The 25,644-nt window shown below is 45.7% G+C and carries 22 protein-coding genes; 12 read left to right on the top strand and 10 right to left on the bottom strand.

From position 1 onward, the window contains the following. Together KD145_RS07655 and KD145_RS07650 are read right to left on the bottom strand one after the other, a co-directional pair. Positions 1-1,455: a DUF1501 domain-containing protein gene (locus KD145_RS07655; RefSeq protein WP_212005319.1), complete on the bottom strand. Its 1,455-nt coding sequence runs from the start codon at positions 1,453-1,455 to the stop codon at positions 1-3. 34 nt (positions 1,456-1,489) lie between these two features. After that, a complete protein-coding gene (locus KD145_RS07650; protein ID WP_212005318.1) occupies positions 1,490-3,805 on the bottom strand; it encodes a PSD1 and planctomycete cytochrome C domain-containing protein in 2,316 nt (771 codons plus the stop codon). A gap of 261 nt (positions 3,806-4,066) precedes the next feature. Here KD145_RS07650 and KD145_RS07645 point away from each other — a divergent pair, with 261 nt between their 5' ends. Further along, positions 4,067-5,620 (top strand): S41 family peptidase, encoded by a 1,554-nt coding sequence (locus tag KD145_RS07645; protein ID WP_212005317.1) that lies wholly within the window; start codon positions 4,067-4,069, stop codon positions 5,618-5,620. Positions 5,621-5,718: 98 nt separating this feature from the next. On the opposite strand, the gene KD145_RS07640 is transcribed toward KD145_RS07645, so the two are convergent. Further along, the gene (locus KD145_RS07640; RefSeq protein ID WP_212005316.1) at positions 5,719-6,702 is read right to left on the bottom strand and encodes a hypothetical protein; all 984 of its coding nucleotides are present in this window, start codon (positions 6,700-6,702) and stop codon (positions 5,719-5,721) included. Positions 6,703-7,090: 388 nt separating this feature from the next. Here KD145_RS07640 and KD145_RS07635 point away from each other — a divergent pair, with 388 nt between their 5' ends. The 9 genes from KD145_RS07635 to KD145_RS07595 all read left to right on the top strand — a co-directional run bounded on the left by KD145_RS07635 (position 7,091) and on the right by KD145_RS07595 (position 16,753). After that, positions 7,091-9,073 carry an McrB family protein gene (locus KD145_RS07635; protein WP_212005315.1) on the top strand — a complete coding sequence of 661 codons (1,983 nt, stop codon included), beginning with the start codon at positions 7,091-7,093 and terminating at the stop codon, positions 9,071-9,073. Beyond that, a complete protein-coding gene (locus tag KD145_RS07630) occupies positions 9,060-10,322 on the top strand; it encodes an McrC family protein (RefSeq protein ID WP_212005314.1) in 1,263 nt (420 codons plus the stop codon). Before KD145_RS07635 ends, KD145_RS07630 begins: the two co-directional genes overlap by 14 nt. 158 nt (positions 10,323-10,480) lie before the next feature. Beyond that, entirely contained in the window at positions 10,481-10,651 is a 171-nt protein-coding gene (locus KD145_RS07625; protein ID WP_212005313.1) for a class I lanthipeptide, read from the top strand. Between the two features lie 162 nt (positions 10,652-10,813). After that, positions 10,814-11,380, top strand: coding sequence for an RNA polymerase sigma factor (locus tag KD145_RS07620; protein WP_212005312.1), 567 nt, complete (start codon positions 10,814-10,816; stop codon positions 11,378-11,380). Positions 11,381-11,440: 60 nt separating this feature from the next. After that, positions 11,441-12,445: a FecR family protein gene (locus KD145_RS07615; RefSeq protein WP_212005311.1), complete on the top strand. Its 1,005-nt coding sequence runs from the start codon at positions 11,441-11,443 to the stop codon at positions 12,443-12,445. An 81-nt stretch (positions 12,446-12,526) separates the two neighbouring features. After that, the gene (locus KD145_RS07610) at positions 12,527-15,139 is read left to right on the top strand and encodes a TonB-dependent receptor domain-containing protein (RefSeq protein WP_212005310.1); all 2,613 of its coding nucleotides are present in this window, start codon (positions 12,527-12,529) and stop codon (positions 15,137-15,139) included. Between the two features lie 3 nt (positions 15,140-15,142). Beyond that, complete coding sequence (locus KD145_RS07605) at positions 15,143-16,021, top strand: DUF4249 domain-containing protein (protein WP_212005309.1); 879 nt, start codon at positions 15,143-15,145, stop codon at positions 16,019-16,021. A 160-nt stretch (positions 16,022-16,181) separates the two neighbouring features. After that, positions 16,182-16,466 carry a carboxypeptidase-like regulatory domain-containing protein gene (locus KD145_RS07600; protein WP_212005308.1) on the top strand — a complete coding sequence of 95 codons (285 nt, stop codon included), beginning with the start codon at positions 16,182-16,184 and terminating at the stop codon, positions 16,464-16,466. Next, the gene (locus tag KD145_RS07595; RefSeq protein ID WP_212005307.1) at positions 16,463-16,753 is read left to right on the top strand and encodes a TonB-dependent receptor; all 291 of its coding nucleotides are present in this window, start codon (positions 16,463-16,465) and stop codon (positions 16,751-16,753) included. The genes KD145_RS07600 and KD145_RS07595 overlap by 4 nt, the downstream gene beginning before the upstream one ends. Positions 16,754-16,831: 78 nt before the next feature. Here the strand turns inward: KD145_RS07595 and KD145_RS07590 are convergent, their stop codons facing one another. Genes KD145_RS07590 through KD145_RS07560 form a run of 7 tightly spaced genes read right to left on the bottom strand, consistent with a single transcriptional unit; the run spans position 16,832 to position 23,559 of the window. Further along, positions 16,832-17,767: a S1/P1 nuclease gene (locus tag KD145_RS07590; protein WP_212005306.1), complete on the bottom strand. Its 936-nt coding sequence runs from the start codon at positions 17,765-17,767 to the stop codon at positions 16,832-16,834. Then, positions 17,764-19,380 (bottom strand): S8 family serine peptidase, encoded by a 1,617-nt coding sequence (locus tag KD145_RS07585; protein WP_212005305.1) that lies wholly within the window; start codon positions 19,378-19,380, stop codon positions 17,764-17,766. The genes KD145_RS07590 and KD145_RS07585 overlap by 4 nt, the downstream gene beginning before the upstream one ends. A 13-nt stretch (positions 19,381-19,393) precedes the next feature. Then, the gene (locus KD145_RS07580) at positions 19,394-19,783 is read right to left on the bottom strand and encodes a hypothetical protein (protein ID WP_212005304.1); all 390 of its coding nucleotides are present in this window, start codon (positions 19,781-19,783) and stop codon (positions 19,394-19,396) included. A gap of 16 nt (positions 19,784-19,799) precedes the next feature. Beyond that, complete coding sequence (locus KD145_RS07575) at positions 19,800-20,333, bottom strand: cupin domain-containing protein (protein ID WP_212005303.1); 534 nt, start codon at positions 20,331-20,333, stop codon at positions 19,800-19,802. A gap of 13 nt (positions 20,334-20,346) precedes the next feature. Further along, positions 20,347-21,402 (bottom strand): ferritin-like protein, encoded by a 1,056-nt coding sequence (locus KD145_RS07570; RefSeq protein ID WP_212005302.1) that lies wholly within the window; start codon positions 21,400-21,402, stop codon positions 20,347-20,349. Between the two features lie 12 nt (positions 21,403-21,414). Continuing rightward, complete coding sequence (locus KD145_RS07565) at positions 21,415-23,061, bottom strand: GMC oxidoreductase (protein WP_212005301.1); 1,647 nt, start codon at positions 23,059-23,061, stop codon at positions 21,415-21,417. Between the two features lie 3 nt (positions 23,062-23,064). Beyond that, the gene (locus tag KD145_RS07560) at positions 23,065-23,559 is read right to left on the bottom strand and encodes a hypothetical protein (protein ID WP_212005300.1); all 495 of its coding nucleotides are present in this window, start codon (positions 23,557-23,559) and stop codon (positions 23,065-23,067) included. Positions 23,560-23,769: 210 nt separating this feature from the next. Here KD145_RS07560 and KD145_RS07555 point away from each other — a divergent pair, with 210 nt between their 5' ends. Next, positions 23,770-24,654, top strand: a complete 885-nt coding sequence (locus KD145_RS07555) for a helix-turn-helix domain-containing protein (RefSeq protein ID WP_212005299.1) — start codon at positions 23,770-23,772, stop codon at positions 24,652-24,654. Positions 24,655-24,726: 72 nt separating this feature from the next. Next, entirely contained in the window at positions 24,727-25,644 is a 918-nt protein-coding gene (locus tag KD145_RS07550) for a DUF6268 family outer membrane beta-barrel protein (protein ID WP_212005298.1), read from the top strand.

Here is a 25,644-nt window from a genome sequence, read left to right as displayed (position 1 = left end):
TCAGGCCATTAAGCCGGGGATTACTTTTCCTGCTACGTCTGTAAGCCGGTAGCGGCGGCCCTGGTGTTTAAATGTCAGTCTTTCGTGGTCCAGCCCCATCAAATGCAGTACGGTAGCATGAAAATCGTGTACATGGACCGGATCTTTGATGATGTTGTATCCAAACTCGTCGGTTTCTCCGTAAACGATGCCGGGTTTTACGCCGCCACCGGCCATCCAGATGGAAAAGCAGCGTGGATGGTGGTCGCGACCGTAGTTCTCAGCGGTCATTTTGCCCTGACAATAGTTGGTACGGCCAAACTCGCCACCCCATATCACGAGGGTTTCATCGAGCAGGCCGCGTTGTTTGAGATCAGTGATCAGTGCGGCGGAGGCACGGTCTGCGTCTCTGGCTTGTCCGGCCATTTCATTGGGGAGATTACCGTGTTGGTCCCATCCCTGGTGGTACAACTGGATGAACCGTACACCGCTTTCAGACAGTTTTCTGGCCAGCAGGCAGTTGGCGGCAAATGTGCCTGGTGTCAGACAATCAGGGCCATACAACTTTATGATGTCGTCAGGTTCTTTGGAAAGATCGGTGAGCTCGGGAACAGCTGTTTGCATGCGGTAGGCCATTTCGTACTGCTGTATTTTGGTGGTGATCTCAGGATCGCCAAATTCCCTGTAGGAGCGGTCGTTGAGAGCTGCCAGCTGGTCCAGCATCTGACGGCGGTTGGCAGGATCGATACCTTCAGGATTATTGAGGTATAGTACGGGGCTATCGCCGCTGCTGAACTGTACGCCCTGGTGTATACTGTCCAGGAAGCCGTTGGACCATAATTTGGAATACACGCCTTGTCCGTTTCCTTTGCCGCGTGACAGTAATACACAGAAGGCAGGCAGGTTTTTATTTTCGCTGCCCAGTCCATAACTCATCCAGGAGCCGAAACTGGCACGGTTTCCCTGCTGTGCGCCTGTCTGAAAGAAGGTGAGTGCAGGGTCATGGTTGATGGCCTCGGTGAACATCGATTTTACAATACAAATATCATCTACGATACTGGCAGTGTGGGGGAAAAGATCACTGATCCATGCGCGGGATTCTCCGTATTGCCGGAAGTCGAAATAAGATCCGACCAGCGGAAAGGAAGTCTGTCCGGCAGTCATGCCGGTCAGGCGTTGACCCATGCGTATGGAAGGAGGCAGTTCCTGCCCCATCATCTCGCGGAGTTTCGGTTTATAGTCAAAACTTTCCAGCTGGGAGGGGGCGCCGTTCTGGAACAGGTAGATGATGCGTTTTGCTTTGGGAGCAAAGTGTGGCATGCCAGGTATGAAGGGCGCTTCACTTTCACTGCTCTTCCCGAAGAGGTCCGGTATCAGCAGGGAACCCAATGCCACGCTGCCTATACCCATGCTGAGCCCTGACAGGAATTTACGACGATTCATGTTCAGGTGCCGCTCTATAAATTCATTTTTCATGATACTTTTTTTAGAAGAATGATAGTACTGCGATCTATGTTTTGGACAGTGTTTCTTCCAGGTTGTAAATAGTGGTGATCACCTGCATCATGGCTGCCCATGAAGCCTGGTCGAGGTTTTCTGCCATGGCCGATTCTCCGTGGTGCAGCAATCTGGCTGCCTGCGCCGGCTGTTTTTTGTAAAAGTCCTGTTGTTGCCCGTAGTATTTCGACAGGATGCTCACCTCCTGCGGTTGTGGTGTACGGCATACGATCATACGGAAGGCCTGTTGAATATTCCTGTCCGTGTTACCACCCTGTTGCAGGAGCCTGGAAGCAAGTACCCTGGCTGCTTCCAGCACTGTCGGGTCATTCAGCATGGCAAGTGCCTGCAGGGGTGTATTGGTAACGGAACGTTTTATCTCGCATTGATCCCGGTTACTTGCATCAAAAATCATCATCGATGGTGGGGGCACTGTTCTTTTGATGAATGTATAAAGTCCGCGACGATAAAGGCTTTCGCCATGGTCCTGCCGGTAGGTGCTAAGCTGACCTCTGCCGGAAGTGGCCATTTCCCACAGGCCTTTGGGTTGGTAAGGCTTTACACTAGGGCCGCCAATTTTTTTCACCAGTAATCCGCTGGTTGCCAGCACAAGATCGCGCACGGTTTCTGCGGGAAGGCGGAAGCGCGCCCCCCGGGAGAGGTAAATGTTTTCCGGGTCTGTCTGCAGTTTTTCTTTTGGTAATGAAGCCGATTGCCGGTAGGTGGCAGACATCACCAGTTGTTTCATCAGCCGTTTGATATTCCATCCATGCTGCATAAAGTCCACTGAGAGCCAGTCGAGCAACCGGGGATCACTTGGAAGGTCGCCCTGCATGCCGAAGTCACCGGTACTTTTCACAATGCCGCGGCCGAAAACTTCCTGCCATAGCTGATTGACGTAAACGCGTGCGGTCAGTGGGTTCTTTTTATCGAACAACCATCCGGCCAGGCCGAGACGGGTAGAAGGGTAGGCGCTTGTATTGAACGGGAGGACTGAATGAGGTGTGCCGGGTGTTACTTCAATTGTCGGGTTATCATAATTACCACGGCCAAGTATATACGTTTTTCGTACGGTATCTCTTTCTCCCATCACAGAAACGATCAGCCTGTTCGTATCCTGTTTGTTGATAAAGTGCAATATGCCATTGAGATCTTCGCGGGTGATCTCCATGTAAGGCTTCTTAGCATAGGTTTCAGGGCCGCCTACGGTGGATTCCAGCCCTACTTCCTTTACATTGTTAAAGAAAGCGAACAGCTCGTAATATTCTTTTTGTGAGAAGGGATCATATTTGTGATCATGGCAATGAGCACATTCGATGGTAATGCCCAGCAAACTTTTGCCAAATGTGTTGGTACGGTCTGTAACGTATTCAATGCGATATTCTTCATCTATTACGCCCCCTTCTTCGGTTATTTTATGATTGCGGTTAAAGCCCGATGCGAGCAGTTGTTCACGGGAGGCATTGGGTATCATGTCTCCTGCAAGCTGCCAGGTGATGAAATCCTTGTAAGGGAGATTGCTGTTAAACGCATGGATAACCCAATCCCGCCAGGGCCACATGCTGCGGTAGTTGTCGTCCTGGTAACCATGTGAGTCTGCATAGCGGGCTACGTCCATCCAGTGAACGGCCATTTTTTCACCGTAAGCGCTATCTGCCAGCAGTTCATCCACCATACTTTCATAACCTTTCTCGCTGGTATCTTTGGCGAAACGCACCATGCGGTCCAGGGAGGGTGGTAAACCGGTAAGGTCGAGACAGAGACGTTTTAACAGCCGCTCATGATCAGCCGGAGGATTGGGAGAGAGTCCCTTTTCTTTCATCCGGGAGAATGTAAACAGATCGATTTCATTACGTGCCCATTTGCTGGTCCCTGCGTCCGGCAGGGCTGGGGCAGCCGGGGCCACAAATGCCCAGTGAGGTTTGTACCTGGCGCCTTGTCTGATCCATTTTTCGATCAGTTTGACCTCAAATGGACTAAGCGTAATGTTGGTGGAGGGCGGCGGCATACGCATAGCAGTATCAGTGGTGCTGATACGTTGATATACTGCAGATGCCAGTGGGTTGCCGGGCACCAATGCGTGCACGCCGGGTGTTTCCTTCAGTGCTTTATAGGCGCTGTCAGCAATGTCCAGTCGCAGGCCGGCTTCGCGTTTGTTGGCGTCCGGACCATGGCAGGCAAAGCACCTGTCCGATAGGATCGGCCGGATGTGGAAATTATAATCCACGGTATCGGGCATCACTTCTGCTGTCTGTTGTTGCACATGCCCGTTGCAGGCTGTAAAAACGGTGAGTATGCCAACGGCAACTTTTACATAACGGTGGAGCATAAGTTGTTTATCTGTGTTCGTTGTTCACTAAATAAAATGGCCTCGTCGCTGATAGTTCAGTTTTGATGCTATTTTGATCCTGGCTGATGGTTTATTTGCTTAATTGTTCGTATGTATGAACATATGGATAAATATAGTATTTCGCGGAATATATTTAAAAGAAATTTTACCAGTGGTAATGATGGCAGTGATAGCAGGAAACTGATGTTGTGAATATAAAACTATACGGGGGATTTTACCGGGTTTTAGTAGATTAGAGGTATGAAAAGAATATTATTTTTATTGCTGTTCGCACACCAGTGCTGGGCTCAGTCATCTGCTAATGCAGTCCGGCCGTCCAAACACTCTGTCGACAGCATGGTCATCTACAACAGGCAACTTCGTCCTGATGAAATGAAACAGGATCTGCAGTTGTTCCTGGATATCCAAAAAAAAGCCAACTCCGGTCTGTATCGCTATCACACAAAAAGTCAGGTAGACAGCATTTACAAATGGGCTTTCACGGCGGCACGCAAGCCCATGTCCACGCTGGACTTTTACAAGATCATCCTGCAGCTTACCGATTTTGAAGGAAGCTGCCATAACTATACAGAGCCGCAGGCAGAACTTGTAGGTTATCTCAACCGGCAGCGCGGCTTCTTTCCTTTCGCCCTCAAATACATTGACGGCAAGATGATCTTTAACAGTAAAACAGCCCAGATTCCTGTAGGGGCAAGGGTGTTGAGCGTTAATGGGGTGTCTGACAGGCAGTTGATGCAGTCCTTTTATAAATACATGACGGCGGATGGCTTCACAAAAACACAGAAACAGGCAGGCAGCGTAAACAGGAGCTTCGGGCTGCGTTACCTGTATGAGTACGGCGTCAAGGACAGCTTTGTGATCCGGTTTACAGCACCGGGCGCTACCCAGCCACAAACGGTGACAGTACCCGCAGTATCACTGGACGAACGGAATGCCAGCCTGTTATTGCGCCACAGTGCACCGGTAGATAGCGTGATCAATTACAAGGTACAACCTAGCTACAGCTTCAGGATGGTGAACCCTTCCACTGGCCTGCTGAACCTGCGGATATTCACTATGGCCGACGATGAGAATGATCCGAGGTTCCCTGTGTATGTATCTTTTATCGACAGTGTGTTCAGGGTGCTTGCTAATAATAATATACCTAACCTCATCCTCGATATCCGTGGTAACCCCGGCGGCAGCGATCCTACCTTTGAGCAGCCGATGATGTACTTGACAGATTCCAGTTTCCTGGAGAACACAACAGCCTATAATATCTTTGGCAACGACCTCCCGTACGAGAAGTATTTCTGGGGCGTATCCACCGCAACCAGATTGGATTCGGCATCCAAAGCCCAGGGAAAGCTGATGCTGAAAGATTATTTCCCCTCGTTCGAGCATGGCAAAAGTATGCAGAACGCTAAGTACAATCCTGTTTATCATCCTAAAAGCCCTGGTTTCAAAGGGAAGTTGTATTTACTTATTGACGAAGATGTGGCCTCTGCAGCATCGCACCTGGCCTCTCTTGTAAAGGCCTATGCACGCAATGTCACTATCGTGGGCGTAGAGACTGTTGGGGGATATTATGGCCATAACGGACATATGGGCTTGATATATGAGCTTCCTCATTCAAAGCTAAAGACGAAGTTCTCTATCGTGTATGTGATACAGGATGCACCCGTGAAGCCCGATCAGCCGGAGGGTAGGGGCATTATCCCAGACCATACTGTGTGGCCGTCTTTTGACGACTTTATGCAGAACCGCGACACGCAAATGGAATATGTGCTGAAGCTGATCAGCGGGAAGAGTTGAAGAAAATCGTCCTGAAAAAAAATTGACGGTTAATTAATTATCTCTGACGACCGGGGTAATTAATTAACCGTCAAATTTTTTTCAGGACGATTCAGCCATTATTTCTGTTTCACTATTTCTTCCAATTCCTTTGTCCGCTTATCTAACTGAATAATATACAAACTCATTTCTTCAATCTTCTTCAGCAGAATTTTGTTCATCTCTCCGAGATCCTGCCCCTTCGTTTCTACTTCATTTGCAGCCGGTAAATCCGGCAGATGTTTGTTTTCAGCAATATAGCGGGCCAGATCAGATATGGGGCGTAACTCAAATTCAGGATTAAATACATAATCCGGCCAGTTGTCTGTGCTTACTTTTATTTTATTGGCAAAAACATCACCATTAACCATCAGTTGCGATTTTTTTGATGGGTAGCCAATCGTTACATTGCCATTAGCATAATTTACCCGCAGGGCATTGCCCAGGTTTACATCATTTTGTACAGTAAAGTTAAAAGGAACATCATATCCCTGGGCAGGAGCAGCTGTTATTTGCTCATACCCCTGATAATTACCGCTGATAGTTACTACTTCATAAATTGAGAAACCAACATAACCACCATGATAGATATAGATATCATACGAGGTAGCCGCTACACCTGAGACATTGGGCACAATCTTTATTAAGGATACCGGAACAGCATAACCGGTACGTGTTGCATATGCACTAAATGGATAACCGCTTGGGATAGAAGCTCCGTTACTGGTGCGGATATGCAGTTCTGTTTGTCCCATCTGATCCAATAGTCCATTATAGCCATTTCCTCCATGGAACCTGATAGTAGCAGTTGAACCTTCCTGCGGCATAGAAAGTGTTCCAAGTTTGATCCATATAAAATTATCGGAGTTGGCACTATAGAGATGACGTACTACCGTAGGGTTTTGTGCGCTGGCGTAGAAGCAGGTAGGACATAAGTGAAATAGAAATATTAGCAGCAGCGATCTTTTTAAGATGCAAAATAAATTTTTAAATGCCATGCTTTGTGTAAAAAAGCTCAATGGGATAGAAGCTGACAGCGAGGTTAACTTAGTTAAGTTCATCATATTGTATAGGTTGTATATTAGTTATAGCAATAAAAATAGAAAAAAAGGATAACTTTTGTAATCCGTTTTTCCATCTAATGTGAGAGTGGGCATAGTTAACACTGAATAAAGAGATTACTAACTAAAATGAACATATGAAAGTTTATCTAGTTGCTTTATTATTTTCTGTATTAGTTTTTGGTACCAATTTGATTAAGGCTCAATACGAATAAAAAATTTGGTATATTACTTTAATATTACCACTACAATATAGATTATGCCAGGGATTAGCATCCTTCTGATTGTACTGTAGAAAGTAGTATTATCGTTAATCCTGCCTGCAAAGGTCTGGCAAACTTCATCTCGTTTAATTGCGATAAGAGAAAATATTAAAAAGGTTACTATAATTATGGAGACTAAAACCAAATACTACTGCGTCGGATTTCAGTGGACTGAAGGAAGCCAACTAGACCGCTTTTTAAAAGATGGGATTTGGGAAAACGGCGATGAAGAAAAATTTCAGCATACGGTTAATGAAGTGCCTGTTGGTGCCCGATTGGCAGCAAAGACTACCTATACCCGTAAAGATAACGGTAAAACTATATCGGTATTACATATATATGCTTTAGGAACTGTTACAGAGAATAAAAATGATGGACAAAGGTTAATCGTTAATTGGGACAAAGACTTCAAGCCCTTTTCTCTTGATGGCCGGGGAGCCTATCGCTCGATTATTACCAGTGTTGTCGATAGTGATAACATTAGGCTCATTTTTAACAGAGATGGTATTATGAGCCAGACTACTGGTAATGAGGAACCTGCTTTATCTTTCGATCCGGAGGATCTGACAGATGAATTTCCTGCTAACCTCATTCTCTATGGCCCACCGGGAACAGGAAAAACTTATCATACTATTAATAAGGCTGTGGCTATTGCTGATGGTATTAAAGAAAAACGTCTTTTTAAACGATTCAGTAATAGAAATGAATTAAAAGACAGATTTGATGAACTGTTGATTGATGACTGGGATAGTCCGGAAAATGGACAAATTGCTTTCGTTACCTTTCATCAAAGCATGAGCTATGAAGATTTCGTTGAAGGTGTAAAGGCTACATTGAATGATAAAAGAGAGGTGGCCTATGACGTAGAATCAGGTATCCTGAAGAAAATAGCCGATCTGGCTTTGAGTAACTGGCTGAATGCGCGAAAGGGAACAAAGGGTGAGCTGTTATTTGAAGAGGCATTTAGTCGGCTGCGGGATGAATGGGATGAAAATCCATCGATGAAGTTTAGCATGAAAACAGAGGGGAAGGAATTTACAGTAACTGAGTTTACTAAATCTTCCATCAAGTTTAAGAAAGCAAGTGGTGGGACCAAACATACCCTGAGTATTAGCACACTCAGGGACTATTACTACAATAGAAGGGAAATCAGAGTCACAGGGGTGGGTATCTATTATCCCGGAGTACTGGAAAAGCTGAAATCTTTTGTTGGTACAAATTCTGAACAAAAGGAGAAAAAAAATTATGTGCTGGTTATTGATGAGATCAACAGGGGAAATATCGCACAAATCTTTGGTGAATTGATTACCCTGATTGAAGACGATAAGCGTATAGGGAGGAAGGAAAGTATAGTGGTAACACTTCCTTATAGTAAAGAAAGATTCACACTACCTCCCAATCTGTATATTGTTGGTACCATGAATACTGCAGACCGTAGTGTTGAAGCACTGGATACTGCTCTTAGACGCCGTTTTGTGTTCGAGGAAATGTCGCCTGAACCATCGTTGTTAAAACCAGAAAGAGTACTCTGGCAGTTTTGGTGGGATAATGAAAAATACACCTGGGATAATAAGGAGTATATAGAAAAGGAAACCCCATTTTATAAATTGCTTGGGTTTCCGGAAGAAAAGAACAATGAAAAAGAAAAGGAAGCCTATTGGGGACCTATGCGTCAGGAAAATGCTCCTGCAGAATCTCAGATTAAATACCTGATTGGTTTAGTGGAGAGCTTTGAAAATGGAGTCAATCTGAGTTTGTTATTGGATACTATCAACAAACGCATTGAAAGGTTGCTGGGAAGGGATTATATGATTGGGCATGCTTATCTGATCAATGTCCGTTCTATAGCAGATTTAAAGACCGCTTTTTTCAATAAGATAATACCATTGTTACAGGAGTACTTTTATAGAGATCATGGTCGCATCGGTTTGGTAATCGGTACAGCATTTCTACATTCGGTATCCCAAGGTGGCATTGATCTAATAAAGGTGCCAGGTTATGATATAAATGAACTAAACGACGGAACTATTTACCATATTAAGGGCGCTAATGATTTTGATAGCGATGAAGTGTTTATAGCGGCAATAAAAAATATTTATGAACCCAAATAATGTTATTTCTGTTTTTGAGCACTCCAGGCTAAGCATAGGAGAACAGGGGTTTGAAACACGCCACTTTGATCGCCTCGTTAAATACAATGACCAGCATAAAGGCAAATATTTCACCATAGGCTATAAAATGGTCATATTTAAATCTTATGTTGGATTGATTCAGATAGGGGATAAAGTAATTGAGATTTTGCCGAAAGCAGATAAAAAAAATAACGGTGGGAAGAAAGATATTTTAAAATGGCAGGGAGCATTGTTGTTAATGCTGCAAAAGGCAGGTTATATCAAACTGAATCAAACTACCAATGCATTCCAGCATACCAGAAATACTAGTTTGTTAGATGTATATCTCCGTACTTTCTTACAGGAGGTAGAGAAACTGATACATGGCGGGCTCGTCAAAAAATATAAAAGGGTGCAGGCCAATCTGCCTGTATTGAAAGGCCGGTTATTGGTAGAGAAACAGCTGAAATATAATATCCTGCATAAAGAGCACTTTTTTACAGAGCATATCACTTACAGCAGAGACAATCTTTATAATAGAATACTCAAAAGTGCATTAGAGATCATAACCAATACTTCTCTTACTGTTGATATAACACAAGATGCAAGGCAATTATTATTGTATTTCGAGGATATTGAATCGTGGAAAGGCATCCCTTCTGACTTTGACAAATTAAAGTTTGATCGTAAAACCTTTGCTTATAAGGATGCGTTAGTGCTGGCTGAGATGATCATTCTTAATTATTGCCCTGCTTTTAAAGCAGGACAGCAGCAAGTTCTGGCTTTACTTTTCGATATGAATGCTCTCTTTGAGAAGTTTATCTATAAAATGCTTAAGGAAGCTGAAGGAGAATTCCAGGAAAGGGAACTGTCGGTCACAGCTCAAAATAGCCAACTGTTTTGGGCTCATAAGACTATTCGCCCGGATATTCTTATCCAATTCAGAAGAGAAGATATTGAATATAGAGTGGTTATAGATACAAAATGGAAGATAGTAGATGAAAACTACCCGTCTGATCATGATCTGCGGCAAATGTTCACTTACAATGTTCAGTTTAATTCCGATCATGCTATCCTGCTTTATCCCTCAATAGGGCAAGCTAATAGGGGAAAGGAAGCTTACAGCACTTCTGAAAGGATAAAAGGTTTTTCTCACGCTTGCGAGATGTATTTTATAGAATTATTTGATGTGTCAGAAGGCGTTATCGACAGAAAAATAGGGAAAAAGTTTTTGGACTATCTAATTTAAAAAGAAGCGAAAACAAAGAGAATCACATACGGCGACTGAAAGGTCGCCGTATGTCGTTTAGCCGCACCGGAAAATCCCCCTTTTACGGGATTGTAAACGCATGAATTTAAGCCTACCTTAATAGTCTACCTGTTTTTTTCACATCTAATTGAAAAACTATGAAAAAGAAAATTCATTTACCCAAACTCAGTTTGAACAAAAAAGTTGTGGCGCCTTTGATGGCTCCTCAAACCGCTATGATGGCCGGAACAAGAATTTCTGACCCTTTGACGGAGAATCCTTGTGATCCGCTGCCCTCCATGGTGATTTGTACTCGCAGGGCTTGCTGAGTGCTGCTGATCCGGCATTGGTGAAACAAAAACCTTCAGTTCCAGGGAGCTGAAGGTTTTTTTATGTATTAAACGAAAAGATGGTAATGATGTTGGACTCAACAGATTAAGGAACTTTTAACAAGCGTTTTACTACCTTTGGCGCTGAAGTTTTCTCCTTACATGTCAACATCTATTCTTCAACAAACTCCGGATATTGAGTTGTGGCAGCTTGTCCGGAAGGGCAACCTGCAAGCTTTCGGAGAGATATACGAGCGATACTGGGAAACCCTGTATGAAAGCGCCTACTGGCGTTTGTACGACAAAGCCGCCGCCAAAGATATTGTTCAAGAGGTATTTATTTACTGTTGGCAGAAAAGAGAACAGATACAGATCTCCGAATCTGTGGAAGCCTATCTTCGTGTAGCTGTCAGGTTTAAGATACTGAATCACCTGAAATCGGAACAGGCCCGGGAGAAGTATTGTTTGCTGGCAGGCCGGGAACTGCCTGAGATTACCCATTCAACAGAAGAGTCTATTGCTGGTGCCGATTTACAGGCCAGTTATCAAAGGGAACTGCAACGGCTACCCGAAAAAATGCGGCAGCTGTTTATCGATAGCCGGGACCATGGTCTTTCTATCCGCGAAATCGCCGAAAAGCACGCCCTGTCAGAACAAACCGTTAAAAACCAGCTTTCCGCTGCGCTCAAAAAACTGAGGGAGGGACTGGGGAATTTCCTTTTAGATTAAATTTTTTTTCTTCAACATAGTACTTCCGGTATTTGAGGATTGTCTATTAAATAACAGCATATGAGTCACCCTGATCAACAAATCATCGATCTGCTGCTTGAAAAGTACGCTCTCGGAATTCTGACGAGGGAAGAAAGCGCTGTCCTGGAAAGATGGTATGCTGCATTTCCTGCGGAAGGTCCTGTGTTTGATGATGAAGCCGAGCGGAAGGTGATGCGGGAATCGATGAAAGCCGGCATTTTCGAGGCTATTCAGGCGGAGATGGAAGAAGTGAAACATACTGCAGTCGTGGCTGAACCTGTACCGGAGAAAAGGCCTGTCCGGCGCATGTACTGGCGTGCAGCTGCAGCTATCCTGGTGCTGATGGCGACAGGCGGTTTGATATACTTTTTCAGTGGAAAACCTGAACCTTTATCTTATACAGAAGTAACCGCTCCTGCAGGCAGAAACATACATTACCTGAAACTGCCGGATGGATCTGCTGTATGGCTGGAGCCAGGATCAAGGTTGCGTTATGTCAGTCACTTCGGGAAGAAAAGCCGGGATGTACAAATCGTCGACGGTCTCGCTCACTTCTCAGTAGCTCCGGGTGCATCACATCCTTTCATTGTCAGCACTGCTGCCGGTATACAGGCTAAGGTGCTGGGAACTGAATTCAGTGTGAAAGCCTACAGCGGAGTGCAGTATATACAGGTAAATGTTGAAACCGGTATGGTACAGGTGTCTGACAGCAGTCATATACTCGGTGTGCTGAAAACTGGTCAGCAGATTGTATATCAGCTGGAAACGCAGACGGCTACACGTAATGAAGGTATACAGGACGACTGGCGCCAGGGAAGTCTCACGTTACAGAAGGTGTCGTTTGCCGAAGTAGCCCGTATTCTGCAAAACCGTTATCAGGTACAAGTAGTGTATGATAGTAGCATGATGTCCCCATACCGCTTCAACCTCCGGATAGACAACAAAACTTCACTGGATGAAGCAATGGAAATGCTGAAAGATCTGAGTGGCATGACTTATACGCTTAGCAACGGCCGGGTAACTGTCACCGGCGTACAACAATAATCACTCATCATAGGACCAGACCCTGTTTAAACAGCTGCAGTTGCGGCAGGGGATAACTATGTCTTTAAAAAGAATCGCGTAATGCAACGAATTTTAACCATTCTGTTCTTAGCATATAGTCTGGTCGCAGTAGGCCAGCAAAATGAAATAAAGCTTAGTATCAGTATTCCTGCCACTTCGCTGGAGAACGCGCTAAAGCTGTTGGAACAACAAAGCAAGGTCCATTTCTCTTATGAATATACGAGAGTGCAGGGGATTACCGTTAAAGCGCACACTTACAAGGATGCACTGCTGGAAACAATCTGCCGGGACCTGCTGAAAGGCACTTCACTGATGTTCAAACGAAAAGGAGAACAGATCATTATCGGCCCGGCTCCCAGCCGTGAACATACGCTTAGCGGATATGTGGAGGATGCCACCTCCGGCGAAAGACTGATCGGTGTTTCACTGGCAGCACCACAGTTCCAGGCTGGTACTATCACCAACGCCTATGGGTTTTACAGCATCACCTTACCAACAGACTCCCTCCGGGTACAACTGTCGTACATGGGTTATCAGCGGCTGGATACTATGGTGGCGATGAATAAGGAAGGGATGACCTTCCGGCTGAAGGCGCTCAACCGTCAACTGGAGGAAATAACCATACGCGGCAGGCAGGCGGAGCGTATCGAAGAATCCTCCCAGATGAGCCGTATTAATTTGTCGGCCGCTATGGTACAGTCAACGCCTCGCCTGCTGGGGGAAGCAGACCTGTTCAAGACCCTCCAGCTGTTGCCGGGCGTCAAACAGGGTACAGAAGCTACGAGCGCTCTGCTGGTGCGTGGCGGAACACCCGATCAGAACCTCATCCTGCTGGATGGCGCGCCGCTTTATAATCCGATGCATCTCATGGGGATATTTTCCACCTTCAATACCAATGTACTGAAAGATGTAACCCTTTATAAAGGCGCGTTTCCGGCGCGTTACGGCGGGAGGTTGTCTTCAGTGGTAGATGTCTCTACCAAAGATGGAGACATGAATAAGATGCATGGAGATTTTTCCATAGGTCTGCTCTCTGCGCAGGCCACGCTGGAAGGGCCTATTCAAAAAGGTAAAACCACTTTCCTGATCTCTGGCCGAAGATCTTATCCCGATCTCGCAGCAAAGGTATACCTCAATAACCAGAGCGATGCTCCGGAAAAGTTCGGGGCACATTTTTATGATATCAATGCCAAACTCCATCATAAATTCTCGGATAAGGACAAATTGTACTTCAGCTTTTATACCGGCCGCGACAAAATGGAGTCGCGATACAGATATAGCAATACAAATGGTAGTAACGATTACGTTTCCGATGCAGGCGTTCAATGGGGAAACTATACCGGTACGATACGATGGAATCACGTATATTCTCCGAAGTTGTTCTCCAACGTGATGCTCATCGGCAGTGACTATCATTTCAGATCCGCTTTTTCACAGGTAGGGAAATCTAACGGTGAAGCCTACTCGGATATGCAGAAACTTAATTCCGGCATCAAAGACTATGGAGCAAAAGTGGATTTTGAATATCATCCCAAACCTGCACATGCCATTAAAGCCGGCGCTGCTTATATGTTCCGCATTTTCACACCAGGTGTCCTGCGCTCAAAACAAACACAGAAGGACGAGGTAACAGTGGATTCCGTGAATAACAACCGGGATATTCATGCTTCTGAAATGGCCTTGTATGCAGAAGACGACTGGGAGTTGTCGAGACGTCTGAAAGTGAATATAGGATTGCATCTCAGTGCATTCAGTGTAGAGAATCGTTTTTATCATTCCCTGCAGCCACGTCTGAATGTGCGATATCTGCTGCCGGGCGATTGGGCTCTGAAAGCATCCTATTCCCGCATGACGCAATATGTTCATCTGCTCGCTAATAACTCCATCTCACTCCCTACAGATCTATGGGTGCCTGTTACGGATAAGGTGAAACCTCAGGAGTCAGAGCAGTATGCACTCGGCATAGCAAAGAATATCTTTAATGATAAGTTTGAATTTTCTGCAGAAACGTATTACAAACGGATGCACAATGTGATCGAGTATAAAGAAGGTGCTGATTACCAGACCAGCAGCAGGGGAGATGCCTGGCAATCCCTGGTGACAGCCGGCAAAGGAGAAGCGTATGGAATGGAACTGTTGCTGCAAAAGAAAAGTGGAAGGCTTACCGGTTGGGTTGGCTATACACTTGCCTGGGCTAACCGCCTTATTCCGCAGGTAAACTATGGCCGGGAATTTCCTTATAAATATGACCGTCGCCATGACTTCCACATCGTGGGAGTATATAAACTGCGTAAAGGTATTGAGCTATCCGGCTCCTGGACTTTCCAGAGTGCTGCCCCTTTCACGATTCCGGTGGCATCCTATGAGGGCGTGAACGGCCCTGTGTCTGAGGGTGGCTCCCGGGAATGGGCACCTGGAGTATCCCGCATCAATGAACGTAATAATGTACGTATCAATGCCTATCACAGGTTGGACCTGGGTATTAATTTCATTAAATACAAAAAGAATGGATTGGTGCGTACCTGGAATATCAGCCTGCTCAATGTTTATAATCGCTTTAATCCTTTCTTTTATTACCTGGATAGATACGATAAGGAGCGTCCGAGGGCAAAGCTCACCGGGATTGGCCTGATTCCTTTTATGCCCAGTATTTCTTACAGCCTGAAATTTTAAATAATGAAAACAAAATTATTGCTGCTGCCATTGTTACTGATAATCGTTGTATGCAGCTGTAAAAAATCAGTAGTGATAGATTTGCCTGAAGAAGCCAATAAGCCGGTGCTCAACTTACTGATGAGTAAAGATAGTCTGATAATAGCACGGGTGACACTTTCCAGACGCATTTCCGGTTACGCGGGATTTCCTGAACCAGAAGGGGCGGCGTTAAAACTGTACGAAGATGGGAAGTTTAGGGAAAACCTGAGCCCGTTCAAAAAAGATAATGACACTTATTATAAAAGCACGGTCAGGGCGCGGTCCGGCGCAAGCTACCGCGTTGTTGCAACCATTCCGGGGTATGAAGACGCGGAAGGTAGCGACTTTATACCAGAACAGACAAGTGTTGGTGAAATGAGTATCAGGTTGATTGCCAATAATGATGGTTTCGGCTCCAAGGGAAATATATCGGTAGAACTGCACGATAAACCAGGAGAAAAGAACTACTATCGTATAAGACTATACGAATTAGCTACGTTTAAGGATAGTGATGGTAAGGAACAAACGTATAGGATAACGGTATACTTCACCACAGGAGGGCTACAGGACGGCATATTCAACAAAGATAATCGTACGGAATTCTATACGGATGATGCGCTTTTCGACGGCCGCAGTCCGCATTTTAATTTCATCACCGGCAGAGGAGGGGAATTTAAAAAAGTAATAGTGGAGGTCACTTCACTCACTTACAGCAGTTACAATTATTTGTTCAGCAGCTTTATGGCACGGATAAAAAATGAGGATCCTTTGTCAGAGAAAGTGATCGTTTTTAGTAACATCATTAATGGCCTGGGTATTGTTGGTGGTATGGTACAGCAGGAATATACTGTTACGCCATAATAATTTTTCAACGGAAACCATAGTTTACATCTAAAAACCTGCGCCTGGCGTAGGTTTTTTCTTTTTGCAGAATTTTCCCGCTTTCGTAAATCAAATTCCCGATTGGATATCAGCAGAAATTTTATGGAGATAATTTTGCGGAAAATTTTCAAAGAGCATCATGTTATTGTCAACCAGAGCATCGATTTTAGGATTATTATGCTGCCTTATCTCCCTGGCAGCAGTAGCTCAGCAAACAGTTATAAAAGGGCTGGTCCGGTCTGGGCAAGGTCCGCTCAGATATGCCACTGTTCAGATCAAAGGCACTTCCATTGCGGCTTACACTGATAAAGACGGAAAGTACAGTATCGAAACGGACAGAAAGGGTTCCCTTGTGCTGATAGCCACTTTAATGGGATACGCGCTACAAACAAGGACAGTGGCAGCGTTGCTTATCGGCCATTGAACACGCTGGAAATACAGCTGCATTATAGCGGCATACTGAAGCGGGACCGTTTTGAGAAATTGCCAACCGGGTTGTACAAAGGCAACGAAGGTATCGTCAATGCATATCATCTGTTTAACCTGAATGCCAGCTACCGTGTATCCCACAGTACAAGGCTTACTCTCGGCATCGAAAATCTCTTTAATGCCGACTATTTCCCGGCGAGATCACAATGGTTCATGATCCCCGGATTTTATGCTAAAGGAAAAGGAGCTGCGTTTAATATAGGCGTTGTCGTTAATTATTAGGGATTTTAATTCTTGCATAAATCAGAAAAGACCTGCATTCTGCGCAGGTCTTTTCTGATTTAATGATGTTGCCGGGTTTTACAGGGCTGTCACAAGTATCGTGTTCACTATTAAAGCCAGGCGCCGGGCACCCAGCACCAGTTGTTCTCCCACCAATGGTGCACAGCGATTATTGTACGCTTTTTCACCTTCCCAGGAGACATGAAACTTTTTATCTGCTTTGTCGGTGATTTTTAAAGATTGATATGCTTGTCTGCTCTTGTTGACGGAGTCCATGGCCCAGGATTCGGCCCATGTACGGGGGGCACCTGCCGGAGTAGCTGTTAACGAGGCATGTAATGCATCGGCAGCGGCGGCAGGAGTAACGGAAGGGATCAGTGAATCCCAGTAGGCGTGCAGCGTAGTTTCGTGTTCCATCGGCAGCAGCAGCAAATTACCACCCTGATCACTTTGATGTGTCAATCCTTTTTGTACGATGATTGCGGGGTCGGTGAGCAGAGTAGGGTGGTTGGTGCTGTTGTCGATATAACAACAAGCTACATGCAAGGGCTGGTGCATATCGCCTATCAGATGAGTGAGCCAGCGGAGCGCATTTATCTTACTCATCATTTGGGAATTTCCCTGTAAAACATCTACTGACTTTGCGATCATCTGCACTACATCCGTATCGTTGGTGAAGGGAGCGTACTGTTGCCGGTCGTAGTCGGTAACATCCAGCGGCAGGTCTACAAAATGCCAGTGTTTGTGCACCATATTGGGAAAATCCTTCAGAAACTGTGTGGTCTCCGGATCGTCGGGTGCAGTGCCTTTTATATCATCGGCCCAGGTGGCTATTTCTGCAAGGCTGCTTTGCCCGATGGGGGCCAGCAGGGCGCTGACGGCCTTTTGCGCCTGGGGTGTCAGCAGTTTATCTGCTTCCATCGCGACGAATTTATGTCTTACAGGCCCCCATAACTCCTGGGGGGTCGCAGCGGCGGCGGTGTTTCTGGTAGGGTCGTTTGGAGTTGAGCTCATGTGAATGGGTGGTTTGAAGTGATATCAATAGCAGCGGCAGCGTTAACGCAGCCATAGCCGTAATAGACAGAGTGTCCGTTCGTATAGTCGGTAGGGTTACCGATACGACGGGAGGAACTTTGAATGATCTGTTTAACGTCGGAGGATTTCAGTGCCGGGTTGTGGGAGAGTATCAGTGCGCAGACGCCGGCTACTACGGGGGCAGCGCCGGAGGTGCCTCCGAATGTTTTGGTATAATCGCCCACATCATAGCCAGCAGCATATTCCATGCCCTGAAAGGTAAAGGTGCCTCTCACGTCTGTAGTGAGCAGACCGCGGCCTCCCTGGCCGTCGGTGGGTGCACATACAGATATTTCCCTGCCATAATTTGAATAACCAGCCCGTTCATCCCTGCTGGTGGATGCTGCTACCGCGATGACATCCGGATGAATAGCAAAACCGTTTACGGATTCGTTCTGCGGGTCGTTGATATTAGCATTGGCATTGCCGGCTGCAAAAACGATGACGCAACCCAGTCCGTTGCGGCCATTGCGGGCACAGTCTTCGATAGCTTCCAGCTGCCGGGTAGACAGAACATAATACGCCGGCGAAGCACCCCAGCTACAGCTGAGTATCCAGGCGCCGTTTTGGGTGGCGTAGTTGAACCAGGCTTCTATGTTATCATCATTAATATTTTCGTTCCATCGGATGGGCATCAGTCTGCAGCGGGGAGCAACACCTGTTATGCCTTCGTTGTTGCTGCTTCCCAGAGCAAGTCCTGCACAGGCAGTCCCGTGGTAATCACCGCCGAAAGGCGTCTTCTTACGGGGGGAAGGGTCTGGTGACAACGTCTGGAAATCCCAGGGGGCTACAATCTTGCCTTCTCCTCCAAGGTCCGGGTGACTCAGGTCAAATCCATCATCGATGACAGCAATGATGCAGTCCGGGTTTCCCAGCGATTGCATTTTTTGCCAGGCCTCTACTACTCTGGCATCAGCACCTTCTTTAAGGCCTAGGCTGCTGCCAAACTGAGTCCCCGAATTTTTCAGGTGCCACTGCTCTTTAAAAAGCGGGTCGCCTGGTAAATCAAACTGGGCCAGCTTTCCGGGGGTAGAGAGGTCCGGTTCGGCCAGGGCGATATTTTCATTCTGCTGTAATTCGTAGGCTACTTTCAGCGGATTCATAGAGTCGGGGGTGATGGCCACGATAAACGTCTCCTGTTTATCACCGGATGCATTTTCCTTTACCCTCGATGTCACCACCATCAGTTTGTAGTTGTCCAGGATGTTTTGTTTGGTTTCATCGCTGGTACCGGGAGCAAAACGTAAGGTGAGCTTGCCGGTGGGGACATACGGCACCTGGCTTTTGGGCGTGTGATAGACATGGGTGCAGCTATCTATCAGCTCATGTTCGCGCAGCTGGTCCAGTGTTTTATCAATGTCCCCGGTACCTTTGATATTGATAAGATGAAAACCGCCCAGCTCTTTATGGGTGTCAGACCAATCCATGTCGCCTTCCAGCGAAGGCATCGCTGCCTCCAGGTCTATCGCTTTGGCCGGACGTAAAGCAACCTGGTCTTCACTTTTGTCAAGTTGAATGGTCGTATTGCCTCTTTTTAAGATAAACGAATCCATAACTGCAGTTTACTTAGAAATAACTTTTGCCTGCGGGTGATTCTCTTTTGGTGAACTCCTGCTGGTATGCAGGATCGTACAGGTCGGTGATGATAAATGTTCCGCTGGTTTCCCAGTCGTCTACTTTCCAGTTACCCTGAGCGTCCAGCTTTTTGTTGATACTCTGGGACTGTATGTATATCTTCCCCCAGAACAACCATTTCCCGTCGATATTCTGTACGAGGTAAACACGCACAGGGTCGGTCTGATAAATCCTTACCCGCTCTTTTTTATAAAAGGAAAACAGTTTTCCGCGTACCTGGTCGATGGTTACCGGTTCTTTTATATGTTTTTCAAGATGAAGGATGTTGTCTGGAAAGCCCTGCTCTGTGGTGATCAGCAAGGTGTCATTTATTTCGATCATGCTTCCCATATGCTGTTTATCTTTGTTTTAATCGTTGTAAAGAAGCTTCTCTGTCTGCAATGATTTTTCCCATGTCCTGTAATTCAGGTATTTGCCAGTTCTGCTGTCGTAGCTCATCCCAGCTGAGGTCCAGTACTATCTGGTCGTTGTACAGTACTTTGCCCTGTTCATTTACTTCAAAAATAAAGGCAGGGGCTACGATGTATAACACCTGGCATTGCTGGCTGCTGTTGTTTAGCAGCTGGAAAAAAGTACCGGGCTGTGTGAGCACTGTCTCCCTTTCTTTTACTTCTATGTAATACATGTCGTTGCTGGCAGCATCTTTCATGCCCACGGTGAGCGTGCCGGACACCACCCAGGTAAGATGTGTGATAACGGGATGTACATGGACATGCGATTTTTCGCCGGGGTCCAGCTCTCCGTAAGCAAGACTTTCTGTATCTATGATAGGAAGCTTTGCCAGTTTGGACTGTATCGGTCCTATGATTTCGTAAACAGTAGTGCCGTCGGGTACTACCACGCCGTTTTCGATACGATAAATTTTATTCATAACAGGTAGGTTTTTAGAAGTGATCAATGTGCCATTCAAAACTGGGTGCAGCATGACTACCCTTGGGATCGCCGGGAATAGGCAGCTGTACAAGGTTGTAGGCCAGCGGAGACAGTTTATGCATGCCGTTCAGGATGGCGGTATAAAACGCAGCAGGATTGCCGTTAAAGCCCTCTTCCAGCTGAGAAAGCATGGTCGTGTAATTGTTGTTGAAGAGGTTGTTGAGATAACTTAGTTCAGGAAACTGCTGGAGATCGCTGCTTTTACAACTTGTTTTAATAGGAAAAACAGCTGTATAATCGATATCAATAGCATCTCCTGTGGGGGAGTGATATGGATCATCATTTTTGTTGTATAAACGACCGTGGTAAATTTCATTGAAGCGGAAGTAGTGTGGCACCTCATCAGTTCCGGTAAAGCTGAAAGCCTTTACAACTGTGTTTACAGAGCTGCCTTCGCCTTGTTCTACGATGAGGTCTATAGCTGCTGTGGCATTTGCAAGGCTGGTCACAACGATCGGGGTACCGCCGCCACGCCAGAAATATTCTACTGAAACCTGGTTTTCCTTTTTGCCGGTGAATATATTTTCTTCTCCATATGTGTTGCAGAGATGGACGAGATCGTCTTTTATTCCCCGGTAAAATTCCCCGATGGTGAATCCCGGTACGGTAATACGGTCAAATTCGAGCGGACTGACCATCCATCCGTCCGGCAGCTCAATCTGCAGGAAAACATTGATGGTATCTTTGCTGAAAGCGGCCAGGTGTATATCGAACTGACGGTTTTTAAACTGCTTGCCTTGAAACTCCATCTGAACGGGATATACCGGAATCTGCTCTTTTCCGAGTCTAACGTTTCCGCCTATGGCGGATAGCAGGTTGCCGGCCAATAACATGTGCAGCATTTCTTCCATGACCACACTTCTGATGATGGACGCGGCCATGGCATTGGTGCCGGGCCGGATGCTGAACAACGCGGTCAGGTAAGGCGGAATGGTGGCCAGTTCCAGCTCGATCGCCTTTTGCAGCTTTTCACGGACAGGTAACAGTTGTTGGTCTTGCAGATTCATATTTGAAGAGGCCTAAGCTTTTAATTGGTTTAATAAATGACTGCCCAGCCTTAAAGAGAGGGCCGTGAGTGTGAGTGTAGGATTTACAGCGCCCAGCGAAGAGAAAACAGCATTTGAACACATGTAAATATTGGAGGTGCCATGTATTTTCAGATTGGGGTCTACTACACCTTCCTCAGGGCTGTTACTCATTCTGGTAGTACAGGCAGCATGGTCGGCCCGCCAGGAAATGGCGTTTTCTATTCCCGGATCTACCGCATTCATGTGACTGAAGATGGTTTTAGTGATGCCTTCCACTTCTTTCATTCTGTTATCAAAGTCTCCGCTTTTGTAGAAATCAATTTTTGTTTCTCTCATTCCGAATCTGTTTTTCTTTTCTGAGTTTACCACCCGGTTTCTACGGTCGCTGAAGACTTCTATGAGACCCTGCAGTTGTACAGTGGTATTGGTTTGTATGGATTGTATGATTTCATCTCTTGTTTTGCCGTTGCTCATGGAGCGGACCAGATTTACCTTGGGAGAACTGGGGGGATTGATAAGAATAAATTTTCCTTTATGTTGTTCGGCCGGACTATCATAGTAACGTGATACCAGGGTAGGGAAGCCCATTTCAGGCTGAAGCATCTGTGGGTTGGCCGGCAACACGGCTTTGTAAAAAAAGTAAGGGTGTGTAATGAGGAACCTGCCTACCAGATCGTTATCGTTGCCAATACCGTTTTTCCACCAGTCCAGCGCAGAACGTTGCAACAGCTTGGCGCCTTCAATGGCGCCGGCAGCATTGATGATGATGTTTGCATTGATTGTTTCCCAGGCACCATTCTTTTTGTTGAGATACTTAACGCCGGTAGCATGTGCTTTGCTGTCCATCAGTATTTGATCTGCGATGGCGTTGGTGAGGATCCGGAGATGTGGGTACCTGGCGGATTGTACCAGGTCATCGAGATTATTGGCAGCTGCAAACCGGGCGCCAAACGGACAGTATTTGCATAACCCGGTAGTGTGACAGGGACCATGGCTGTTATTGGCATGGGTGTCGCCATAGCGGGCTATGGGCAAATGGGAGTAACTGACCGGTTCAGTGAATTTTTTAAAGGCATCGATAAACAGTCCGTCTTCCAAAGTGAAAGGAAAAGCAGGGAAGGGATACTTTCCTGACCGGGGCGTGGTAGTGTCTTCTGAGTCGCCGGAAACGCCGATAAAGTGTTCTGCTTCGTGGTAATAGGGTTCCATTTCCTCGTAACCGAAAGGCCAGTCAATAACATCTCCCGGAGTGATACCTTTATTTTTCAGGCTGGTACGTAACCGGAAGTCTTCCGGTTTTAAGCGGAAAGCCCAGCCACCCCAGTGTACGGTGGAACCGCCATAAAGGAAAGCGCGTGCGCCCATCATCGGAATTTCTGTGTCTCCTTCAAATTTATTCTCTCCTGGTTTATCCCTGTCGGGGTAAGACAGATCGTGGCAGGAATCATAAATATTCTGGTTGTCGAATGGCAGCTTGTTGGTGATGAGGTAACTCTGATACAGGGCAAAATCCCGCATTTTTATTTTCCCGCCTGCTTCCAGCACGGTAATGGATGTATGGGGCCTGTCGGCCAGTATTTTGGTGATCAGGGCAGTAGCGGCCACACCGGAGCCGATCACCACAATTTCTGTTTGCATGATTTAATCTGCTTTTGTACGATAAGGGGTATGGTCTCTGCGGTTCATTCCTCCGATATATCCGGGGTAGTTGACGGGCACACCTTGTGCGACGGCAGGATTGCCGAAGGTTTTAAACCCGCCCAACGCAAGGTTTAAGGCGATCAGTTCATTCACCACCAGCTGCTTTGCCCTGGCCAGATTGGTGAAGGCCGGTGTAATGTTGGCAGCAGCGTCTGTAAATAACTTTTGAAACGCCGCTTCTTCTCCCAGTTCGTCCGTCAGTTCCCGGATGACATCACCGTAATTAACATATTCGGCCAGGTACCTGATATCCATTTCAATGCGGTTGGAGATAAAAATCAGGAAATCAGCCTTCATGGCTTCAGGCGTTTCTGTTGTCTGCCAGAATTTACAGATTTGGACAAACAGCTGCCAAAGCGTATCCAGCAGTGTGTCATCCAGCTTCCGTAAATTCTCCAGCACAAAGTACCTGGCTTCGAGGTTATACTTTGACATGATGATAGTTGTTTTTCGTGTATTGGATGGATATGACGGAGGAGTATATATTTAGTTGTGCAATACTCATAGTGTGGAAGTGGTAAAAAAGCAATATATACATTCAGCCTAATTTAAAATGTTATGCACCAGATTTTATCCAATTGTTAAATAGGAGAGAATAGGGGTAAAACAGACATGAAGTGTCATACCATTTGAATTAAGTGAAGTATGAAAGTTAAAACTATCGCACCCGTTGACTTCGAGCGTCATTATATGTCTGAAATACCGCCGGTTTTCAGGACTTTGGGAGTGCCTTTGCAGATATATGATATAAAAGAGACCGCCCGGTTTATTAATTTGCCTACCCCACTGTACAGGCCGGATTATAATTTTATCGTTCACCTCACAAAGGGGAGTGCCCGGCAACAGGTAGATGCCATTATTCAATCCATCTATGCCAATGATGTATTGTTTGTGAAGCAGGGGAATATGACTGCTTTAAAAGACGTGAGTCCGGATGTAGAAGGGCATATTATTATATTTGAAGATAGTACACTCAATCATCTTTTATCAAAGGAAAAACTGATCCACCTTTTCAGCGCCAATACGGTCATTCAGTTATCTGATGAAACCAGTAATTGGTTAACCCCGCTTTTCGGATTGTTAACCTATGAAATGTATCACAAAACACCAGACCTGGATGTTTGTTATTCGCTGTTTCAGGCGGCACTGATGAAGATTATAGCTTCGGATAAGGAGCAGCATAAAAACGTGAACCGCAGCAGTGAGATTACCTTTGCATTTAAGGAACTGGTGTACAAACATCATGTTGAACAAAGATCCGTTTCTTTTTATGTAGATAAACTGTCGGTTTCCGTGAACTATCTGAACCGCTGTGTGCAGCAAACGATGGGCACTGCACCCAAAGAGTGGATCAACAAAGTGAATATTTTGCACAGCCAGCTTTTATTGCAGGACTTTACCAAAGATATCTCGTCTATTGCATTTGAACTCAATTATGAAGACCCTGGTTATTTTGGTCGTCTTTTTAAAAAGATAACGAGGTTAACACCTTCTGAATACAGGGCTTCCCTGATGCAAAGTTTGTCCTAGTAAAGGTAGATTCTGTTCTAAAGGAGATGAGCACTGCATGCGACCTTTGTAATATCAAATTCAAAGGAAAACATGAAAAGCTTATTACGTCAATCTATACTGGTTGTTTCGCTCACCTTATTTTCGAATCATATTTTTGCACAGTCTATTAAAGATCTGGCGGGTGTTTCATTTACCACGCATACAGAAAGCCAGTTCAACGATCTGCCTGAAGGCAGTGGTTTGGGTGGAAATAAATTTAAGTATAATACCTATGATGCCTGGTTGCCTTTGCCCCCGCTGCATTTCGGGAAGACAGAAATTTTCTCCAATGTAAACTACCGGTTGATGGATTTTTCTTTTGATCGGTCTGCAACACAGCATCTTTATCAATTAGATAAAATTCATGAGGTAAAGGCAGTGATGATCGTAAGGCATCCTATTGCCAGGAAGTGGTCTGTGCTGGGAATATTAATACCTACGCTGGCATCTGATTTTAAAAGTTCACTTTCTTCTGATGACCTGATTGTGGATGGTATTTATGGCGTGTCCAAAAAATTCGGTAAACATTCCAACCTCGAAATAGGCATGGGGGTTCACGTGATGTACTCTTTCCGTGAATTTCTGATCACCCCCGGGATCTCTGTGGATTATAGAAGTAATAATGGTAAATGGATTGGTCAGTTTTACTGGCCCAGGCTCAATGTTGTATATAACCTGTCACAAAACACACAGGTGGGCATTGCGGGCTCGATCGACTGGACCAAATACAACCTGAAGAATTATACCGATTTTGAAGGGAAGGAAATTGATTATGCCCAGTTTTCGACTATCCATGCCGGGGTACAGTTTAACCAGCGTATCTATAAAAATTTATGGTTCCAGTTGCAGGGAGGTATGGGACTGTTTGGAAGCTATAAACTGTTTAGTCCCCAGCATGATACTATCCGCAACTTCGGGGTGGATAATACGGTTTATGGGAAGGCCATGATTACGTACCGGTTAAAATGA

It is taken from the genome of Chitinophaga sp. HK235, from assembly GCF_018255755.1.
In the GTDB taxonomy this organism is placed as follows: Bacteria; Bacteroidota; Bacteroidia; order Chitinophagales; family Chitinophagaceae; genus Chitinophaga.
Note: the sequence above shows the minus strand (reverse complement) of the source record. Positions and strands in the feature narration are given on the sequence as shown.